The organism is Helicobacter bilis (genome assembly GCF_900198365.1).
In the GTDB taxonomy this organism is placed as follows: domain Bacteria; phylum Campylobacterota; class Campylobacteria; order Campylobacterales; family Helicobacteraceae; genus Helicobacter_A; species Helicobacter_A bilis_B.
Genome location: NZ_FZMS01000006.1, coordinates 1 through 19,090, shown reverse-complemented (window position 1 = coordinate 19,090; position 19,090 = coordinate 1). Strand labels below are relative to the sequence as shown.

General features: G+C 36.2%; 22 protein-coding genes. 17 read left to right on the top strand and 5 right to left on the bottom strand.

Annotated elements, in window-relative coordinates; genetic code table 11:
- Positions 1-119: 119 nt before the first annotated feature.
- Genes C6H08_RS11670 through C6H08_RS11655 form a run of 4 tightly spaced genes read left to right on the top strand, consistent with a single transcriptional unit; the run spans position 120 to position 1,157 of the window.
- A complete protein-coding gene (locus tag C6H08_RS11670; RefSeq protein WP_233708412.1) occupies positions 120-266 on the top strand; it encodes a hypothetical protein in 147 nt (48 codons plus the stop codon).
- A gap of 57 nt (positions 267-323) precedes the next feature.
- Positions 324-602: a hypothetical protein gene (locus C6H08_RS11665; protein ID WP_233708411.1), complete on the top strand. Its 279-nt coding sequence runs from the start codon at positions 324-326 to the stop codon at positions 600-602.
- A complete protein-coding gene (locus tag C6H08_RS11660) occupies positions 511-978 on the top strand; it encodes a hypothetical protein (RefSeq protein WP_233708410.1) in 468 nt (155 codons plus the stop codon). Before C6H08_RS11665 ends, C6H08_RS11660 begins: the two co-directional genes overlap by 92 nt.
- The gene (locus C6H08_RS11655; RefSeq protein WP_233708409.1) at positions 957-1,157 is read left to right on the top strand and encodes a hypothetical protein; all 201 of its coding nucleotides are present in this window, start codon (positions 957-959) and stop codon (positions 1,155-1,157) included. Before C6H08_RS11660 ends, C6H08_RS11655 begins: the two co-directional genes overlap by 22 nt.
- A gap of 96 nt (positions 1,158-1,253) precedes the next feature.
- On the opposite strand, the gene C6H08_RS00885 is transcribed toward C6H08_RS11655, so the two are convergent.
- Positions 1,254-2,348, bottom strand: a complete 1,095-nt coding sequence (locus tag C6H08_RS00885; RefSeq protein WP_034579682.1) for an NAD(P)-dependent alcohol dehydrogenase — start codon at positions 2,346-2,348, stop codon at positions 1,254-1,256.
- A 403-nt stretch (positions 2,349-2,751) separates the two neighbouring features.
- Between C6H08_RS00885 and lspA the strand changes: the two genes are divergently transcribed.
- Positions 2,752-3,231 carry a signal peptidase II gene (gene lspA / locus C6H08_RS00880; RefSeq protein ID WP_020995988.1) on the top strand — a complete coding sequence of 160 codons (480 nt, stop codon included), beginning with the start codon at positions 2,752-2,754 and terminating at the stop codon, positions 3,229-3,231.
- On the opposite strand, the gene C6H08_RS00875 is transcribed toward lspA, so the two are convergent.
- Entirely contained in the window at positions 3,232-4,419 is a 1,188-nt protein-coding gene (locus tag C6H08_RS00875; RefSeq protein WP_034564995.1) for a sugar transporter, read from the bottom strand.
- A gap of 195 nt (positions 4,420-4,614) precedes the next feature.
- Between C6H08_RS00875 and pseI the strand changes: the two genes are divergently transcribed.
- Positions 4,615-5,679: a pseudaminic acid synthase gene (gene pseI, locus C6H08_RS00870; protein ID WP_034564993.1), complete on the top strand. Its 1,065-nt coding sequence runs from the start codon at positions 4,615-4,617 to the stop codon at positions 5,677-5,679.
- Between the two features lie 146 nt (positions 5,680-5,825).
- Positions 5,826-6,539, top strand: a complete 714-nt coding sequence (locus C6H08_RS00865) for an SIR2 family NAD-dependent protein deacylase (RefSeq protein ID WP_034564991.1) — start codon at positions 5,826-5,828, stop codon at positions 6,537-6,539.
- A 559-nt stretch (positions 6,540-7,098) separates the two neighbouring features.
- Here C6H08_RS00865 and C6H08_RS00860 read toward each other — a convergent pair.
- A complete protein-coding gene (locus C6H08_RS00860) occupies positions 7,099-7,374 on the bottom strand; it encodes a HypC/HybG/HupF family hydrogenase formation chaperone (protein ID WP_034565652.1) in 276 nt (91 codons plus the stop codon).
- 235 nt (positions 7,375-7,609) lie between these two features.
- The gene (locus C6H08_RS00855) at positions 7,610-8,110 is read right to left on the bottom strand and encodes a hypothetical protein (RefSeq protein WP_034579684.1); all 501 of its coding nucleotides are present in this window, start codon (positions 8,108-8,110) and stop codon (positions 7,610-7,612) included.
- A gap of 82 nt (positions 8,111-8,192) precedes the next feature.
- Here C6H08_RS00855 and C6H08_RS00850 point away from each other — a divergent pair, with 82 nt between their 5' ends.
- From C6H08_RS00850 to C6H08_RS00825, 6 genes are all read left to right on the top strand, one after another.
- Positions 8,193-9,095: an aspartate carbamoyltransferase catalytic subunit gene (locus tag C6H08_RS00850; RefSeq protein ID WP_034565651.1), complete on the top strand. Its 903-nt coding sequence runs from the start codon at positions 8,193-8,195 to the stop codon at positions 9,093-9,095.
- Positions 9,096-9,197: 102 nt separating this feature from the next.
- On the top strand, positions 9,198-9,680 hold the full coding sequence (locus C6H08_RS00845) for a DUF2147 domain-containing protein (RefSeq protein ID WP_034565650.1): 483 nt from the start codon (positions 9,198-9,200) through the stop codon (positions 9,678-9,680).
- Between the two features lie 182 nt (positions 9,681-9,862).
- On the top strand, positions 9,863-10,597 hold the full coding sequence (locus tag C6H08_RS00840) for a hypothetical protein (protein ID WP_034565648.1): 735 nt from the start codon (positions 9,863-9,865) through the stop codon (positions 10,595-10,597).
- 10 nt (positions 10,598-10,607) lie between these two features.
- Positions 10,608-11,057, top strand: coding sequence for a hypothetical protein (locus C6H08_RS00835; protein ID WP_034565647.1), 450 nt, complete (start codon positions 10,608-10,610; stop codon positions 11,055-11,057).
- 77 nt (positions 11,058-11,134) lie between these two features.
- Positions 11,135-11,506 carry a 30S ribosome-binding factor RbfA gene (gene rbfA, locus C6H08_RS00830; protein WP_004084965.1) on the top strand — a complete coding sequence of 124 codons (372 nt, stop codon included), beginning with the start codon at positions 11,135-11,137 and terminating at the stop codon, positions 11,504-11,506.
- 4 nt (positions 11,507-11,510) lie between these two features.
- A complete protein-coding gene (locus C6H08_RS00825) occupies positions 11,511-12,014 on the top strand; it encodes a ribosome maturation factor RimP (RefSeq protein ID WP_034565645.1) in 504 nt (167 codons plus the stop codon).
- 259 nt (positions 12,015-12,273) lie between these two features.
- On the opposite strand, the gene C6H08_RS00820 is transcribed toward C6H08_RS00825, so the two are convergent.
- Positions 12,274-12,879, bottom strand: a complete 606-nt coding sequence (locus tag C6H08_RS00820) for an outer membrane beta-barrel protein (protein ID WP_233708408.1) — start codon at positions 12,877-12,879, stop codon at positions 12,274-12,276.
- Between the two features lie 328 nt (positions 12,880-13,207).
- Here C6H08_RS00820 and C6H08_RS00815 point away from each other — a divergent pair, with 328 nt between their 5' ends.
- The 4 genes from C6H08_RS00815 to C6H08_RS00800 all read left to right on the top strand — a co-directional run bounded on the left by C6H08_RS00815 (position 13,208) and on the right by C6H08_RS00800 (position 18,636).
- Positions 13,208-14,074, top strand: coding sequence for a hypothetical protein (locus tag C6H08_RS00815; RefSeq protein WP_104686067.1), 867 nt, complete (start codon positions 13,208-13,210; stop codon positions 14,072-14,074).
- A gap of 296 nt (positions 14,075-14,370) precedes the next feature.
- On the top strand, positions 14,371-15,795 hold the full coding sequence (locus tag C6H08_RS00810; protein ID WP_104686066.1) for an anaerobic C4-dicarboxylate transporter: 1,425 nt from the start codon (positions 14,371-14,373) through the stop codon (positions 15,793-15,795).
- Between the two features lie 412 nt (positions 15,796-16,207).
- Positions 16,208-16,429, top strand: coding sequence for a DNA-directed RNA polymerase subunit omega (locus C6H08_RS00805; RefSeq protein WP_004084069.1), 222 nt, complete (start codon positions 16,208-16,210; stop codon positions 16,427-16,429).
- 53 nt (positions 16,430-16,482) lie between these two features.
- Positions 16,483-18,636, top strand: a complete 2,154-nt coding sequence (locus C6H08_RS00800) for a RelA/SpoT family protein (protein WP_034580407.1) — start codon at positions 16,483-16,485, stop codon at positions 18,634-18,636.
- The last annotated feature ends 454 nt before the right edge of the window (positions 18,637-19,090 follow it).

The following is a 19,090-nucleotide window of genomic DNA, read 5'->3' as shown; positions in this document are numbered from 1 at the left end:
TAGATTCCAAAAGTAACTTTAGAGTTACAAAGTCCGCTATTACTACGCGTATTTGCCTTTGATTAGTGAAAAATACGCAATGATTAAAGACAAGTAAATCTCGCATAAAGGAAGTGAAAATGACAGAGTTTGACCAAATTGATGAAAAAGTCGTGTTTGAAAAGCTTAATAATCTTATCAATGGTATGGACTGCTCTAAGCAGAGTTTAGAGCAGCATAAAGAGCAACAAGGCGTGATTTATGCTAAAGATGGGCAGAGTATCTAGTCTTCTAGCACGGATAAAAAAATTTGCTTTGCAGATAGAATCCTAAATGGTGGAATCTTGCAAAAAGATGGGAGCTATATGAGTGATGATAAGCAGTTTGTATATAGCCTTGATACTAGTGGGGCTGGGCTTTTGCGTATCACTTCTGTGTGTAAAAAGACAAGCTTTACGCTAGTAAATTTCTCGCAACAAAATGGCGATTTTGGAATCTATTTGCGTGAAAAGCCTTATAAGGAAATGGGCTTTGTGTATTGCAACACTTTTAGTTTGCACCTCTATATTAAGGCTTTCAAGGAAATCACCCCCCCCCCCCTATATTGCAAAGCGAATCTATAAGCCTAAGCACTTCACAAAGGCGATTGTCAATGACTATAAAAGTATGCTTGCAAACCCGCTTGGACCATTTTATGAGCCAAAATCATTTGATAAAGCGGTGCAAGAGATTAGCCTAAATCCGCAGTATCTCTATCTTCTTAATGTCGCTATGATTGAGAGTATGAAGCATTTCACTAAGGATAATGGGCTGGTAAAAGAGCTATATATTTTTGCAAGTAACCCAACACCTCCAGATAGCTTCCGCGCACAAACACTTCTTAGCACGATGAAAAGTCTCAATCGCAACATCACGCAAGGAAAGCCAGAACTTGCTATCAATCAAGTGGTGTTTCATAGCTTGCTTTGGGTGAAGAAGTGGGGTTTTTGCAAGGCTTAAGCAAGGATAGCGGCGGAAAATACTATAAAGTGGATTCTACCTTAGCGTTTAAAAAGGCATTATTAAGCCACCTTGATAATGGCAGAATGCCAGAGCCAAAAGAGCTAGGCGATGATGCGAGCATAGTGCCTAGCAAGCCAGAAAAAATGCACGATGATAACCCACCAAAAGATAAGTAAAAAGTATTAGAATCTAGCTAGATTTCCTGTCAAATCTATGTGGGTTATGGGTATATGAGATAGCCCGTCTAAACGGAGAATTAAAATCTACTAAAATTACTCCCCCTCCAAGCTTCCCATATCAATCACATAGCGGAATTTTGCCTTGCCGTTTGTAAGATTGCTATATGCTTTGTCAATGTCATTTACACTAATAATTTCTACTTCAGGGTAGATTCCCTGCTGCACGGAAATATCTAGCATTTCTTGCGTCTCTTTTATGCCGCCAATAAGCGAGCCATACACCTTTTTCCCCGCAGAAAAAACAAGCCTTGTTACATCAATATGCGTTTTTAGCTCCACAGGCGGCAGCCCCACAATCGCCATCTCACCGCCAAATTTCAGCAAATCCACATAGCTATTGACATCATAAGCCGTAGGAATGGTAGAGATGATAAAATCAAATCGCTCTTTGCATTCACTCGCACTTGTGTAAAGGGCTTTCACGCCTAGATTCTTAGCAACTTGAGCCTTAAGTGTATTTCGTGCAAAGACACTCACTTCCGCCCCAAGATACAGGGCGTATTTCACCGCCATAAGCCCAAGTCCGCCAAATCCCGCTACTGCGACCTTATCGCCCCTTTTTACTTTGCTAAATTTTAAGGGGCTATAAGTGGTGATCCCAGCACAAAGCAGTGGGGCGATCTTCTCTAGTGGGGCATTTTGCGGCACTTGTATCGCAAAGTTTTCACTCACAACGATATTATTTGAGTAGCCTCCATAAGTTGGGGCATTATCGTGGAAGCAATCAAGGCAGTCATAGGTAAAAACCGCCTTGCCATTCTCGCAAAACTGCTCTTGACTCTGCTTGCAAGCACTACACTCCCCACAGGAATTCACCATACAGCCAACCCCCGCATAATCGCCAATCTTAAACTTACTCACATTTTTACCTACAGCCACCACACGCCCGGCTATCTCGTGCCCGGGGACCATAGGATAGATTCCCTCTTTCCATTCACTTCTAGCGGAGTGTATATCGCTATGGCAGATTCCAGCATAGAGAATCTCAAGTAAAATATCATTCGCCCCCATTGCGTGGCGAGTGAAGTGAAATGGCTTAAATGTGTCATCTTTATGCGTAATCGCATAGCCTTTTGCGGTGATTTTTTGCCCATTGTTTGCTTGGGCTAAGTTTTCTTCTAAAAGCATAAAAATTCCTTTGGGTAGTAAAATAGCTAAGATTCTATAATATCTGTCTATGAAAAATGCTAACAAGCTGGTTTAGACAAACACATAAAATCTTTAAGAGCGATATTATAAAGCCTAACACCTAGTGTTTGTCAAGAGAGAAGATGTCAAAAAATAAAAGGGTTGTGTGATATCCTTTATGGACTATACCGACTTATCAAACAAAAATTTAATATAGCTTCATATGTTTAACTTTTGAAAAACAAATCATTTTGATTGAGTTTGCCTTGGTCCTAGCCTCCATATTCGATTATTCTACCATTGTATTTATTTTGCAGAGACATGGCTTCCAAAACTACAAAGACATATTTATATCATTTTGCTACAATGCCGCTTTTATTTTAGATTCACATAAGGTTTTAATATGTCAAAGCAAATACGACACTTTAGCATACTTTTTCTTTTCCTTGTAGCCCTAGACCAAGCTATAAAATACACAATGATTTATATCGCACAGCCACAAAGTTTGCATGATTTTGTAATGATTGCTGATATGCCGGTAATTTCTATCGCTCTTGTCTTTAACACAGGTGTTGCTTTCTCATTTTTTACATGGCTTGGGGAATGGCTAAAATACATACAGGTAGGTCTTATAGCCCTTATTGTTGGAATCTTATTCGCACAAAAAGATCTTTTTAAACAGCATTATATTGCTTTTTCGCTTATGCTTGCAGGTGGGACTTCAAATATACTTGATAGATTCTTACATGGCGGTGTTGTGGATTATATCTATTGGCATTATAAGTTTGACTTTCCTATATTTAATTTTGCTGATATTATCATTGATTGCGGTATTGCCCTTTTTATCTTGCAAACTTTACTTTTACATAAAAAGAAAAAATAGCTACACTCGCCTAAACTTCCTAAACACTTTCGCAAAGCCCATAGCACTCACAAAATATAACGCCGCGAAAGCACATATCCCACTTGCCACAAAGCCAATAGATTCTATCCCAAAATGCGTATATGCCAAGCCGCCAATCAACGCCCCACTGCCTATACCGACATTAAAAATACCAGAATAAATACTCATCGCCACCGCCGTAGCATTTGGCACAGCAGCAATCACTTGTGATTGAAAAATCACACCAAAAAGCATAAAGCACAGCCCCCATATCGCACAAAGTAGCGTAGTAGCTAGACTAGATTCACTCACAACATACAATAAAAGCATACTAAAACCCAAACCAAAAAGGCTAAGACGCACAAAGGCTAAATGAAATCTCTCATAGAATCTCGCAAATAGCACACTCCCTACCACACCCATAAGCCCAAACAAACACAAGATAAAAGTAACAGAATTAGCCCTAAACCCAGCCACATTCTCCAAAAATGGCTCAATATAAGTATATGCACTAAAATGTCCGCTCACAAATACAAGTGTGAGAAAGCAAATCTTCATAAATGCCTTGTTATGCAAAAGTGTAGGAAGCGTTTTTAGCGAAATATTTTGCGTATTTGGCATAGTAGGAAACACCCGCCAGAAAGCAATGCCAACGCATAATGCCACAAGTCCAATACACAAAAAGCTCACCCGCCAATCCACATACAGCCCTATCATACGCCCAAGCGGCAGCCCCACAATCATAGCAAGAGAACTCCCTGTAATCACAAAGCCCAATGCACTGCTTTGCTTACCCTTTGGGGCAGCACGCACCGCCATAACAGAGGCGATAGACCAAAAGAGTGCGTGAGATAGGGCTACGCCTATGCGAGAGGCTACAAGCATAATGAAATTTTGTGCTAAAGCAGAGATGAAATGACTAAGCACAAATACAAAAATAACGCCTAACATAAGGGATTTAAGATTGCTTTGTGCAAAATAGAGCATAAGCGGCAAGGACGCAAGGGCTACCACCCACGCATAGATAGTTAGCATTACCCCAACTTCAGAATCACTCATAGAAAAGTCATTGCCAATCGCACCTAAAAGCCCAATAGGTATAAACTCCGAAGTATTAAAGATAAACGCACCAAAAGTAACGCACAAAACGGGCAACCAAGCAAAAATGCTAGATTTATTATGAAACATGCTTGACCTTAAAATATAAAATGAAAATGTTTTATAGCATAAATTTGTGTGAATTATTGTCTTTTATTCTAAGTTTATCTTGTGCTAAATCTAAACATAGCAATACAAAGAGATTCTAAAATCACAAGCACAAATCACAAGAACTTAAAGATTTTTCCTTACAATACTGAATAGAATCTGTTATGTGGAGATTACATGCAAACGCCATTTATTATCGCAGAGCTTAGTGCAAATCACAATCAAAGCCTAGACATTGCCCTAAAAAGTGTAGAAGCCATCGCAAAAACAGGTGCAAATGCAATAAAGGTGCAGACATATAAGCCAAGCTGCCTTACCCTGCCTTATAAAAATGAGTATTTTAAGATTAATGATGGATTATGGAAAGATTCATATTTATGGGAGCTTTATGAAGACGCACAAATGCCATGGGAGTGGCATAAAGAGATATTTAGCCTAGCACATACTTTAGGTTTAGAATCTTTTAGCACACCTTTTAGTGTGGAAGGGGTGGAGTTTTTAGAAAATCTAAACTGCCCTATCTATAAAATCGCAAGCTTTGAAGTCATGCACACCCCACTTTTAAAGGCAGTAGCAGCGACAAAAAAGCCCGTGATTCTTTCACTTGGAATAGCAAATGATGATGAGATACAAAATGCTTTAGAGATTCTAAAGGATAATGAATCTATCACACTTCTTTATTGCATATCCGCATACCCTGCCGCATTGAGTGATGCAAAACTCACAAATATTCAAGCAATAAAAGAGCAATGGAAAAGCTATAATGTAAAGGTTGGTTTATCAGATCATACTCTAGGCATTAGTGTGCCACTTATGGCGACACTCTGTGGTGTGAGTGTGATTGAAAAGCATTTTATTTTAGATAAGAATTTAGGTGGTGTGGATAGTGCATTTAGCCTTGATGTGAATGAATTTAGCCTTATGGTAAATAGCGTGCGTGATATTTGTGAGTTAGCAAAAGATTTCTGTGATACAGGTTCTAAAATGTGTGATAAAGAGAGAGGATTGCTACCCATTATAGAATCTCATATAGATTCTAAAGAGAAAAAGGGGCGAAACTTTGGGCGTAGCCTGTTTGTCTCAAAAGATGTTAAGGCTGGAGAGATAATAAGCCTTGAGAATATTGCATGTGTGAGACCTTGTTTTGGCATGTCGCCATTAAAGCTAGATTCCATACTTGGCAAAACTTTTAGTAAGGATATACAAGGTGGTATGCCGCTTTTAGAATCTTATATTGAGTGAAAATAAATATAGGTTGTAGGGATTAGATTCTAAGTGTCTTGTTGCATTGAGCGTAATGAAGCATTGAGTATAGAAAAAAGTTTTTACTTTATCTCAAAATAATAAGAAAATAGAACTCAACTTTTTATTAAGGCAAAAGGGGTAATATGAAAGATTCTAAACGAGTGATGATATTTAGCGGAGCTGGACTTAGTGCGGAGAGTGGATTACGGACTTTCCGTGATAATGATGGCTTATGGGAAGAGTTTGACATTATGGAAGTATGTAGTGCGAGTGGTTTTGCTAAGGATAGAAAAAAGGTGCTAGATTTCTATGATAAAAGGCGGATACAATTAGGGCAAGTCGCCCCAAACGCCGCACATAAGATGATAGCAAATCTTAAGGCAAAATATCCAAAAGAAATAGTGGTTATTACACAAAATGTAGATGATTTATTAGAGCTGGCTGGGTGTAAAGATGTCATTCATTTGCACGGATTCTTACCTGAAGTGCGTTGTGAATCTTGCGAAACTATTACAAATATCGGCTATGTGGCTATGCCAAAACTTATATGTGAATCTTGTGGGGAAGAATCTTTGCGGCATAATATTGTAATGTTTAGCGAATATGCCCCAAACTATGCCCTGCTAGATAGGGAGCTAGAGAGACTAAGGGCGGCGGATAATAGCTTATTTGTCTGCATTGGCACAAGTGGGGAAGTGCTAAATGTCGCACAATTTAGCCAATACGCAAAAAAGAGTGTATTAAATAACTTAGAATCTAGCTGGTTTGATGAGTATTTTAGTATGTGCTTTATAGAATCTGCTGTGAGTGCTGCTCCAAAGATTGAGAGACTTGTGAGAGAGTTTATGCAAGCCTAAAGCTTATAAGGCAAGTTAGATTTTTGTGGGCTTGGAATCCCAATCAGCCAATATTCTAGAAATTCATCGCTCCGCTATCTACAAAAAACTCCAATATCGCTAAAAAACATACACCGCTACTCGTAAGCCCTAGTATAATAGTTGTTAGTATATCATATTCCCATATTCTTTAATTTTACACGGTTAAGATTCAACAAATCCCATACACATCGTTTATAATTATGTAACCACGGCCTCCATTTTAAGCTAAAACGCTACACACTAATTATTTTTTCAGCATCCCATCTTCCTTTGCTTATTTTTTAAAACATTTCTAGCATACCAAGAGTGTTTCAAAAAATAGGGGGGGGTATCGGATGTTCGAAGCATGATTATTTGGATGGTTTGAGGTGTGGAATATAGTGCTAGGTAAATACTGAATATAGATTTGCCTTACGCCTAATACTACAGGTTTATAGAAGAATCTAATCTTTAACATGAACGCATCCTGTTTAATGTTTAGCATCACAAGCGTAAATACTCTAGAGCCTCAAATAAACTAATCTAAATGAAGTGCTACTCACAATCCATTTGCCTTTTCTAGCATAAGTCGCTCTTCATCTTCTTCCTGCATGGCTGCTAGCATTTCTGCATAGAGTTTTAGACTCTCAATCGCATCTTCTTCATCAATTTTACCCATAACATAGCCAACATGCAGTAAGACAAAATCGCCGATAGCCACATTATCCTGCATTAAATCAAGGCTTGCCTCACGCTGCACTCCAAGTGTATCAAGTGTTGCCATATTTGTTTCTTTATTTATGCTTATGACTTTAGAGGGGATTGCTAAGCACATATTACTTCCTTGAGACAGAATCTTTCAAAATCATAATGCTAACATAATAAGAATAATATGCCACTTAAAACCATACAAATAGAAACTTTGCCATTAAATAATTCTTGCATTGACAAACTAAAATCCATGTCGCAATAAAATATAGAACTAAAGTATTCCCTATAATGAAAGCAAAATATTATGTCATTTGATTTCAAATTATTTATACACAGAATCTCATAAAAATCATGTAAATTCACAACTTTGAATCCAATATAATATATGAAAAGTCAAATACTGCTGGTTTAAAGGTCTCTATATTAAGCTCTATTTTCATGTTCTTTTTTTCAAAAACAGATGGGTATCTAAACGCAATGAGATAGCCATTAGATAGATTATTATATAAAGTGAGTAAGTCATCAAACTCTCTAGCTTCTACCGGGCGTATCCACAAGGGCTTTCTGCCAAACATGCTAAGCTGCATAGAATCTGGGACTATAACATATTCATCATCGTTAAATATCTCTAAAAAAAAGTATTCCCTACCATTATAAATGCTACTATCAAGGCTGTTTAAATGCGTTAATCTCGCGGCAATCTTTAGCTTTTCATCAACACCTGAAAGTAAAACCATGCGACTATTTTGTGCTAATAGCTCAGTCGGCGTATCTAAAAATTCAGACTTTGAGAAATATGATGAGCAACCAAAACACAACACACAAAACAATAATAAAAGATTCCTAAAAACTATCCGCATACATGGCTTTCATATAAAGATTTACTGCGTATTCTAGCAAATTTGTTATAATACTTAGCTAAATTACACTTTAAGGTAAAACATGAGTATAAGGCATCTCATACAAACCACTGATTTACATGTAGAAGAGATTAAGCATATATTTGAACGCACTGCAGCCATGACTGACAATAGAGAAACGCTAAAAAATAAACGATTTATTACCATATTTTTTGAAAACTCCACTCGCACATTAAGTAGCTTTGCAATCGCCATTAAGAATCTTGGTGGGGAAGTCATAAGCCTTGATGTAGCAAAAAGCTCTACTGCCAAGGGTGAAAGTATGGCAGATACCGCTGCGACGCTAAATGCTATGCAACCACATGGAATCATAGTGCGACATAAAAGTGCTGGCGCACCTAACTTTCTAGCACATTTTACTTCCTGCCCCATCATTAATGGGGGTGATGGCGCACACGCACACCCGACACAAGCCCTGCTTGACCTTTACACAATGGCAAATCATTTTGGCGATAATGATTGTTTGCGTGGGTTATCTGTGCTAAAAGGTAAGAAGGTGGCAATCGTTGGTGATATTAAAAACTCAAGGGTAGCAAATAGCAATATTGAGTTACTCACTCGTTTTGGTATAAATGTCGTGCTAGTAGCCCCGCCACATTTTCTATACAAAACACGATTGCAAACTGCACATGACCTAAAAGATGTGATTGATGAAGTAGATATTATCATGGCATTACGCACACAAACAGAGCGGCATAACACGCAAATCTATGGTAGCCTGAAAGATTATGCGAATAGATTCTGTATTACTAAAGACTTAATTGAAGGAAGAGATATTGTCGTACTGCACCCCGGACCTGTGCATAGAAACATTGATATTGATGATGATGTATTAGCAAGTCCTTGTTGCAAGGTGCTGACACAAGTGCAAAATGGTGTGAAAATCCGCATGGCTGTCATGGAGTTTTTATGCCATGATACATAGAGATTCTCCAAAATATATCACAAAGTAAGACATATTTATAATATGGTTTTTTTGTATGTTACAATCTCAACTATTTTTACTAGATTCTATTAAAGGTTTTTTATGCGTTTTCTTCTAACTTGTTTTATGCTGTGTTTTAGCTCCGTGTTGTTTGCAAGTGATATTGCTGGTGTGTATGCAATACCTTCAAAAGATGATGAATCTTATGTTGAGATTTTTCAAAAAAATGGCAAATTTTATGGTGTGGGCTTTGCAAATAAAAGTGGCAAAGATTCTGGCAATGATGTGAAAAATCCCGATCCAAAGCTTCGCGATAGAAAAGTCGGTGGAAGTGTCTTTTTATGGAATCTTACATATAATAAAGAAGATAATGAATATCATAATGGTAAACTCTATAACTTTCAAAATGGCACAACCTATCATGTAAATGCAGAGTGGGATAATGGTAAGCTAAAAGTGCGTGTAAGTAAGGATAAAAAAGGCGTATTTGGCAAAACTCTTGTTTGGAAAAAAATGAGTGAAAAAGAGATCGCACCCTATCAAGCAAAAAGACCAAATATAGAGTCTTTACAATTACCAAAATGACAAATATATGAGATTTTCATTGAGAAATAGAATCTATTTTATATATCATGTTTTTTGTAGTCTTATGAAAATTTAGACTTTATGTAATGTTTGATAGCTAAAATCTTTTAAGAAAATTAAAGGTAAAGAATGCTAACCAAAATATACAATTATAAAACACGCAACCAAAAGGGACTAGAATAATGCAAGATAATGCACAACATGCTTTCCTAAAAACCTTTCAAAATCCAATCAAGCCAATAGTCATACCAGATACAAGCATACTGCAAAATTCAAACATGGATTTAACCCAAAATCCCATACAAAAAGAATCTATTGAAACAATAGATTCTACTAAAACGCAACACCCTACAAAAACTCATATAGAATCTAATATCACAAGCACAGCACAAAGCAATCATGCGATAAAAAAATCATTAAAAGATTCGCAACTTTTTTCCAAAACACAAACAATATTACAACATTTAGCAAATTTAAGTGTTTTTGATAGTGAAACCTTGCAAAAAGGAATGAAAATTGATTTATCTAACAGCAATTCTAAATTTTTTGAGTTATACATTGGGGCAGAGCTTCACTTGGCAACTGCTTATATTTATGTTCTTGATGAACGCACATTTGCAAAGCAAGATTCACCGCACTTGCATTTCATTCGGTGTGAATCAATAAAAAGAGTATCACAAGAATTAATAAAAGTATGTGTGCCGACAAAAAATGCCTTTGATTATCGAGTGCGTTCTAGTGGCGTAGATACAAGGCTTTTTTATGAGCATCCCTTGCGTGTTTGTCCTGTATGTATAGCGGAGTTGTGTGAGATTTTAAGCACAAAACATAAACGCACAATCCATACAAATCAAATCAAAGAAGAAGAGATTCTTGGTTTGCTTTTTAAAAACAAACTAAAAAATCTTGTAATGTAAAAGGAAAATTATGGTCCCATCACTTATTATGCTACATCTATACGACAAGATTCCAAATGAGGGCGTTACGCTTGTGAAAAATAAGCTAAAAAAGCTTGATAAAGTGGGGCTTGCAAAAATCGTTATAGGTTTGCCCTTACTTAAGCTTTATAATGTCCAAATGGTGTTTTGGGTTGGCAGTGTAATACTTGGCATTTTTGGTGTAGGTCGCTTTATGATTGGAGATCGGGTTATTGGTGCGTTGAAAGTTAGCCTTTTGCTTATCTCTTATGCTTTATTGATGATTAGTGCGGTTTTTACGCATTTGTCAGATTTAGCCATTGTCTCGCTCAGTCTGCTTATCACAGGTTATGTGGGCTTAGTGGGCGTGGCAATATGGTGGGGGCTTGATATGTTTCTTATCATGCCGAAAGCAAAGAGAGCAAATCTCAACAAAATACTACATTTATTCAATGCTTAGATTATAGAATCTATTCCTTGTAGATGGCTACTGGGTTTAGAGTGCGGGGTAATAAAATCTAAATTAAGAGAGAATACATGCAAAACAAGATTTTACAGGAACGCAGGGAAGCTTTCCTGCAAGAGATAGTTAATGAAGCGTTAGGAAGTTTGGGCGATAGTCTGCTTAACACACTAGAAGTTACAAAAGTGCAATGCTCAAAAGGCAAACATGATGCCAAAGTATTTATAGAATCAAGCAGCATAGATAAAGCTATGCAAAATAAGATTTTACAAGCTTTCAAAAAAGCTCGTCCCATCATACAAGAATACATTTTGAGTGCAACTTCATGGCATACTGCCCCAAAGATTACCTTAGTGTTTGATGAAAGTTTGCAAATACAAAATAATCTTGATAAAATTTTTGCACAAATTAATGCCAAATCAAGCAATAACGAAAATAAGGAATAAAGCAATGATAACACAAGATTTGCATGATAAGATTGAATCTTTAATCACACAAAAAGGCTTAGAACTCTATGATATTGAGCTATTAAAAGAAAATGAAAGCATGATTTTACGCATTTCAATCTTTAAGCAAGAGGGTATTAGCCTTGATGATTGTGAGAATATCAGCACACTTATTGCACCACTTTTAGATGTAGAATTAAGCGATTTGGAGGCATATCATCTAGAGGTGAGTTCGCCCGGTGTTGAGAGAAATCTAAAAAAGCCAAAGCATTTTTTATGCAGCATAGGGCAGAAAGTCGCAGTAACCATGTCAAATAAAGCGATTATAAATGGCATTTTAGAATCTTATAATACAGAAGAGATAACTATAAAAGAGATTCTAAAACCAGCAAAGAAAAAGCAAAATAATTTAAAAGAATCTTCACAAGAAGCTAAAACGCATATAATAAAACTGAATGAAACCAAAAAGGTAAAGACTATTTTTGATTGGGATAGTTATAGTTTATAAATAAATTTGGTAGCATATCTGCTCTTATTGCTTTTTGCTATAATCTTATAGTCCAGTTCCGTTGTATAGAATATTTAGCCGCAAGTAAGCACATAGAATACAAAATGCGGCAGTAGATGGCAAGTTATAAACAATTGCTTACAAAAAGCGAAATATCTTAAAGTAGTAAAATCTCTAAAGGATTTTTCGCTACACGCAAATGGCATAACTTAGATTCCATATCTTTATGGTCGAATACGGATAGTAAAAATGACAAATCTTAAAACCTATACATATAACGAGCGGTGATTGAATACACTTCTCTAGCATAGGTTTCATCGCTTGCATAAGCAGTAGCCCTGCTAATATCCCTTGTGCCAATGCGTGATTCTATAAATGGAATCTTACCGACTAACTCCAACACATGCTTATCTTGAGAATAACGCAAACCAATATTTAACGCTATATCAAATGCAAGAGGCTTTTTAATCGTATCTTGTTCATAAGCTATATAATATCCTTTACCCCAATATACACCACCTAATTGCAATCCACCAATAACGCCAATATTTCCGCCAGCAATTTCCACAAAATTATACATAGCATCAGCACCAATCCCAAAATGCGTTGCATACATTCTATAAGTGCTAGACATACTCACTAAGGCATATCCCCTTACTCCCAAATTATTACTAAACCAATATTCATAACCACCAAGCACACCATAAGATGCAACGCTAAAATTCCAATCGCTTATAGAATCTTTATTGGTAATATTATCATGCTTTGCAATCAATTTGTGCTTATCTTTTAACATAGAAGTCCCCGCCTGTAAGCCAACAAATGCCCTGCCTTTACTCTCTGGCTGCACCTTCTGTGCTTTCACTTGCATAAGCCATACTAGAAACAAGCATTAAAGATAAAACACTTGCCTTTATACTCTTTTCAAATCCCATGATTTCTCCTTAAAAATTTGTAATGAATTTGGCATTCTACAAAAAAAAAAAAACAAATCAAGGGTAAATAAAACATTATGTAAAGAGAGAAAAATGTAATTGCATTTCATATTATCACAACTCAAACCACTCTGTATGTTTGCGAGATAAATTTCATGTAATATTAAGAAAACACCAAAAACCCTTGAATCGTTTTTTTTTTTTTTGTATAGTTGCGTTTGCTTATGTAAAGGCTATATTCTAAATTTAAGGAATCTCATGTTTCTAAGCACTACTTTTAAAAGGCGAATAAAGGGGTATATGGCAGAACAAGGTTGGTATACCTCAAATCTTCATGCACTGCAAGCTGAAATCCTGCAAACACAATTACTTTCAACGCAAAAATACAGCGATCCTAGGCGACTTGAGCATTTTGGATATAAAGCATATAGTCAAAATGATGAAGATGGAATCATACAAGAGATATTTAATCGTATAGGCACGACAAATCGCTTCTTTGTGGAGTTTGGCGTGCAAGATGGGCTAGAGAGTAATACACATTTTTTGCTTCTGCAAGGGTGGAATGGCGTCTTTATGGAGGGCAGCAGTGAATATGTAGCACAGATTCAAGAGAAGTTTGCTAGTCCAATAAGTGAGGGGCGACTAAAGGTGATGAATGCCTTTATCACGCGTGAAAACATTAATGATCTTATGCAAGAGAATGGTGCTGCAAAGATTGATGAAATTGATTTATTGTCGATTGATATTGATGGAAATGATTATTATATCTTTGAGGCAATTGAGTGTATTCATCCGCGTGTAATTGTCGTGGAATATAATGCGAAGTTCCCACCACCAGCTCGCTGGATTATGCCCTACAACAAAGAGCATGTATGGGATGGCACGGATAGACAGGGGGCGTCTCTGCAGGCTTTAGCAGATCTTGGAGAGAAAAAAGGTTATAGGTTAGTTGCTACAAACTTAAATGGTATAAATGCTTTTTTTGTGCGAAATGACTTAATAGATTCTAATCTCTTTGCCTTGCAAAGCCCAAAAGAGCTTTATAATCCCATGCGATTAATGAGCTTTAGAAGCGGTCATCCCACAAGGGAATACTTAGGGAATCACGCCCTTAACTTTGAATAATCAAGATAGTGTAGTTGTTATATGATATTTGTGGGCTGTATGCAGAAACTTGTTATAAAATTTACATTGCGTGCTGTGTAAAACAACTTACCAGCATGTAAAACTTAGAATCCCCCCCCCCCCCCATTTAATCTATTGAAAAGGTTATTATGATATAACCCTATCGCCTCAAGCATAGAATCTACCCATCACCACAAACAATAATGACAATTTAATAACATAAAACCACATAGTATTATTATGAAGCTTAAGGGCTTTTTTGCTATACTTCGCATATTTTATTTTATGAGCGTTGTATGGATTTTCTCACAAATCTTAGTGAAGGTTGGCAGTTTGGCATTCAGCTTTTAGTCGTGCTTATATGTCTGTTTTATGGTGCAAGAAAAGGTGGTATTGCACTTGGGCTTTTAGGCGGTATTGGAATCTTAATGCTTGTATTTTTCTTTCATATTAAGCCCGGAAAGCCAGCAATTGATGTTATGCTTACTATCTTAGCAGTTGTTGTGGCGAGTGCTACACTTCAGGCAAGTGGTGGGCTAGATGTTATGCTGCAAATCGCAGAAAAAGTGCTAAGAAAAAATCCAAAACTCTTAACGATTCTAGCACCTTTTGTTACTTGTTTTCTTACGATTTTATGTGGGACTGGGCATGTGGTTTATACGATTATGCCAATCGTTTATGATATTGCGATTAAAAATAATATTCGTCCAGAGCGTCCTATGGCAGCCGCTTCCATTGCTTCACAAATGGGGATTATTGCCTCGCCTGTGTCTGTTGCGGTTGTAAGCCCTACTGCCCTACTTTTAAACTCCGAGCATAAACTTGCAGGATTTGATGGCTATATCAATCTGCTTCAAATCACTATCCCTAGCACACTTTTTGGTGTATTGTGTATTGGAATCTTTTCATGGTTTAGAGGTAAAGATTTGGATAAAGATTCTGAGTTTCAAGCTAAACTCAAAGATCCTGAATTTAAAAAATATGTCTATGGTGATAGCAAAACCTTACTAGGTGTTGATTTGCCAAAGAGTAGCTGGATTGCTATGTGGATATTCCTAGCAGCGATTGCTTGTGTGGCTTTGCTTGGAATTTTTGATTCTTTACGACCAAATTGGGGGCAAATAATGAAAAATGGCGTAGCACAAGTTGATGCGTTGGGGAATCCTAAAATAGATTCACTCTCAATGGTAGCAGTGATTCAGATGTTTATGCTACTTGCTGGCTCACTTATTATTATTTTTACAAATACTGATGTGAAAAAAATCGGTAGCAATGAGATTTTTAAATCTGGTATGATTGCACTTGTAGCTGTATTTGGAATCTCATGGATGGCGGATACAATGTTTGCTGTGCATACGCCGATGATGAAAGATGCACTCGGCAATATTGTAACAACGCATGTTTGGACTTATGCGATTATGCTGCTTTTAATCTCAAAGTTTGTCAATTCTCAAGCAGCAGCAATTGCAGCATTTGTACCATTAGCTTTAAATATCGGGGTTGAACCTGGAATCATCGTAGCCTTTGCAGCAGCATGTTATGGCTATTATATTTTGCCAACTTATCCAAGCGATCTTGCAACTATTCAGTTTGATAGAAGTGGCACAACGCATATTGGACGATTTGTTATCAATCATAGCTTCATTTTACCGGGCTTAATCGGTGTTTTTAGCTCTTGTGTAGCTGGATATTTTCTAGCTTTAGTGGCTGGATATTTGTGATTTTGATGTTTGGCTTAAATAATAGCACAAAGCACAAGTTTTTTTGGTGTTGTGTGTGTGTCGGGATTTGCAATAAATAGGGTTGCAAACTTACATCACATGTTGAAGTTGTATTTTTTTTTACAACAGAACGATAAAATCAAAATAACAATAACTTGATAGATTCCGTATTCTCTGCTTTTATGGATTGGCGGAAGGTTTAGGATACGGAATCATAAAATCTAGTTCTTATCATTTATTTGAGTAAGCTATGAAGTTTTGAGATACAGAATAAAAAACTTATCAAATCAATATGCTAAGGAACTGATTTTTTTTGAAAACAAAGCGATATGATATAAAAATGAGATTCATATAAATTAATATTTTTTTGCTACAATACAAGCTTTTATTATTTTTGTGTTTGGAGAATAGAATGGTAACACGGACTGAACAAGTAATTGCTAAGGCATTAGAGCAAACAGGGAATGATAGATATAAGCTTTCTGTATTAGTGTTTGCAAGAGTGAAAGAGCTTAGTGTTGGGGCACAGCCGTTGCTAAATTATCCAGATGATTATCTAAGAAAAATGGAGCCATGTGATATTGCCTTGCAAGAAATAGCTGATGGTAAAGTAACACTTGCAAATCACCTTTAATAGATTCTACAAAGTATTGAGCCATTGACAATAATAAGCCTTAAGGTTGCTACATGGATTTTTTTGATAATTTAGCACAAATTGAGACAATAGAAGATGCACTAAAGCAATTAGAATCCTTGCAAACAATTACACCAAAAATTGTAAAAGCCATAGAGGACGCACAAAGGTTTCATGAGGGGCAATTGCGTAAAAGTGGCATACCCTATGTTGTGCATCCTATATGTGTGGCTTGTATTGTAGCACATTATGGCGGCGATGAAGCAATGGTGTGTGCTGCGTTGCTTCATGATATTGTAGAAGATACATTGTGTGAGATTGACTATATCCATGAGAGTTATGGCGAAGAAGTCGGAGCGTTAGTAGATGCTTTGACAAAGATTGTTGAGATACGCAACGAAGAGCTTACTTCGGATACAAGCAATGAAAAGCTTGTAGCACAAGCCCTATCTTTCCGTAAAATGCTTATAGCAAGCATACAAGATGCAAGGGTGCTTGTCATAAAAATTAGCGATAGAATGCATAATATGCTAACGCTTGATGCTCTAAGCACGGCAAAGCAGATAAGAATCGCAGAAGAAACACTTGTCGTTTATGCTCCTATCGCTCACAGACTCGGCATGTCTTCATTAAAAAATGAATTAGAAGATAAAAGCTTTTATTATATCTATTCTGATTCTTACAATAAGATACAAGAAGAAAAGAATGCGAAAAGACAGAATCTTGAATTGCGTCTAAATGATTTCACACAAAAGATTTCTAAGCTTTTATTAAACAATGGCTTTCTGCGGGATAGCTTTGAGATTCAAAGCCGAATTAAACGCAACTATTCCATACATTTAAAAATGCAAAGAAAGGGCATTAGTATGGACGAAATGCTAGATTTACTTGCGGTGCGTATCATTGTAAAAAATCAGATAGATTGCTACCGCGCTTTAGGTATCGTGCATATTAATCTAAATCCTATACCTTCAAGGCTTAAAGACTACATTGCATTGCCAAAAGAGAATGGCTATCAAACAATACATACTACCGTGTTTGATGATGGAGCGGTTTATGAAGTCCAGATTCGCACCTATGATATGCACAAAAGTGCCGAAATGGGTATGGCAGCACACTGGAAATATAAAAGTGGCAGTGTATCGCCAAATCTTAATTGGCTAAAAGATATGAAAGAGAGTAGCAGTGTAAGCAAAAGTGCCGAAGAGTTTTATGAAGTAACAAAAAATGATCTTTACAGAGAAGATATTGTCGTTTTTGGTCCAGATGGGAAGACTTTTAGCTTGCCTGTTGGCTCTGTGGTGCTTGACTATGCGTATGCGGTGCATAGTGATGTAGGAGATATGGCTGAAAAAGCATTTGTGAATAATCAAAGGGTATCTTTACTGCAAAAATTAAAGAGTGGCGATATTGTAAAAATCGAAAAGGGTGAAGTCGCACAGACGCGTTGCACTTGGATAGATTCTGTGAAAACTTCAAAAGCAAAGATTCACATGCGGACGATGTGTCATAATAAAATAAAAGAAATTGATAAAAAAGTAGCTATAAATATTTTAACCACCATTTTTGATAAAGAACATAAGTTTTTTGATGAGTTTATAAGGAATCACAACTTAGAAGATCGCATAGGGCAAGCTGCAACAGATTTAACCTTTTTGGAAGAAATTAAGAATGATTTTAAGCGAGAATATAAGATTGATAATAGCTTTTTTGCATTTATGCGTTTTAAGACACTGAATCTAAAAGAGCAAAAATTCGACAACCTAATCCTACATACAAATGGAAGTATTAGTGAGTTAATTTTTGATCATTGCTGTCATCCAAAATTTGGTGATTCGGTAGTTGCTATAAAGAATGGACAAAGGGCAATCGTGCATCACAAGCTTTGTGATAAAGCAAATGAGAGAATTAATCAAGGCGTAAATCAGCTATTTGTAACATGGGCAAAACATGTAAAAGTGAGCTTTAGGGTTATCGTTTCATTTGAAAATAAAAATGGGGCAATCGCAGAGTTTCTAACAACCTTAGCAAAGCATAACTATAATGTCATAAAAGTAGAATATGATGGACATAAAAATAGCTTTTCACCTGTGTGTGAAGTTATCATAGAATCTGATCAAAAAGATACAAAGATAATCAAAGAAGCGTTACAAAAAAAATATAGAATCATTAAGTTTGTAAATCTCAAAGATGCGTATCAAGAGTAGATAAAAGCTTACTGATATTTATTAAAGTGTTAAAAGATTTATAGTTTGTTTGCTGATTTTGTAACTTTTTCGTACAATACTATTTGTTTAAATTCTAAATCCCCACCCAAAATTCTAACCGATATTTTCTCTAGTTATGTAAGTTTATAAGAGTTAGCTAGAAAAAATTTTTAAAAATTATATGCTTATGTGTAATATTGTAACTTATATAAAGTGAGTTAGCATAAATGGGTAATTGCATTTTATTATAAGAGTAAAATTCCCCTTGTGTGTTGTGTTGTTTATGATTATAGCATGTCAATAGCCTTTATAATCTAGCTTAAATAAAGCTTTATTTAAAACTTAAGAATAGCTTAAGATTTCATTGTTGGAATTGTAATTCTATCCAAAGTCCGCAAAATAGGGCATAAAATGCGTATGTGTGTCAAAATTTGTGTCATCAGTGTATTTTTTG

Excerpts from the sequence above, each read along its gene's own strand:
- C6H08_RS11670 (WP_233708412.1), top strand. The coding sequence starts at position 120 with ATGACAGAGTTTGACCAAATTGATGAAAAAGTCGTGTTTGAAAAGCTT.
- C6H08_RS00885 (WP_034579682.1), bottom strand. The coding sequence starts at position 2,348 with ATGCTTTTAGAAGAAAACTTAGCCCAAGCAAACAATGGGCAAAAAATC.
- lspA (WP_020995988.1), top strand. The coding sequence starts at position 2,752 with ATGTCAAAGCAAATACGACACTTTAGCATACTTTTTCTTTTCCTTGTA.
- C6H08_RS00875 (WP_034564995.1), bottom strand. The coding sequence starts at position 4,419 with ATGTTTCATAATAAATCTAGCATTTTTGCTTGGTTGCCCGTTTTGTGC.
- pseI (WP_034564993.1), top strand. The coding sequence starts at position 4,615 with ATGCAAACGCCATTTATTATCGCAGAGCTTAGTGCAAATCACAATCAA.
- C6H08_RS00865 (WP_034564991.1), top strand. The coding sequence starts at position 5,826 with ATGAAAGATTCTAAACGAGTGATGATATTTAGCGGAGCTGGACTTAGT.
- C6H08_RS00860 (WP_034565652.1), bottom strand. The coding sequence starts at position 7,374 with ATGTGCTTAGCAATCCCCTCTAAAGTCATAAGCATAAATAAAGAAACA.
- C6H08_RS00855 (WP_034579684.1), bottom strand. The coding sequence starts at position 8,110 with ATGCGGATAGTTTTTAGGAATCTTTTATTATTGTTTTGTGTGTTGTGT.
- C6H08_RS00850 (WP_034565651.1), top strand. The coding sequence starts at position 8,193 with ATGAGTATAAGGCATCTCATACAAACCACTGATTTACATGTAGAAGAG.
- C6H08_RS00845 (WP_034565650.1), top strand. The coding sequence starts at position 9,198 with ATGCGTTTTCTTCTAACTTGTTTTATGCTGTGTTTTAGCTCCGTGTTG.
- C6H08_RS00840 (WP_034565648.1), top strand. The coding sequence starts at position 9,863 with ATGCAAGATAATGCACAACATGCTTTCCTAAAAACCTTTCAAAATCCA.
- C6H08_RS00835 (WP_034565647.1), top strand. The coding sequence starts at position 10,608 with ATGGTCCCATCACTTATTATGCTACATCTATACGACAAGATTCCAAAT.
- rbfA (WP_004084965.1), top strand. The coding sequence starts at position 11,135 with ATGCAAAACAAGATTTTACAGGAACGCAGGGAAGCTTTCCTGCAAGAG.
- C6H08_RS00825 (WP_034565645.1), top strand. The coding sequence starts at position 11,511 with ATGATAACACAAGATTTGCATGATAAGATTGAATCTTTAATCACACAA.
- C6H08_RS00815 (WP_104686067.1), top strand. The coding sequence starts at position 13,208 with ATGTTTCTAAGCACTACTTTTAAAAGGCGAATAAAGGGGTATATGGCA.
- C6H08_RS00810 (WP_104686066.1), top strand. The coding sequence starts at position 14,371 with ATGGATTTTCTCACAAATCTTAGTGAAGGTTGGCAGTTTGGCATTCAG.
- C6H08_RS00805 (WP_004084069.1), top strand. The coding sequence starts at position 16,208 with ATGGTAACACGGACTGAACAAGTAATTGCTAAGGCATTAGAGCAAACA.
- C6H08_RS00800 (WP_034580407.1), top strand. The coding sequence starts at position 16,483 with ATGGATTTTTTTGATAATTTAGCACAAATTGAGACAATAGAAGATGCA.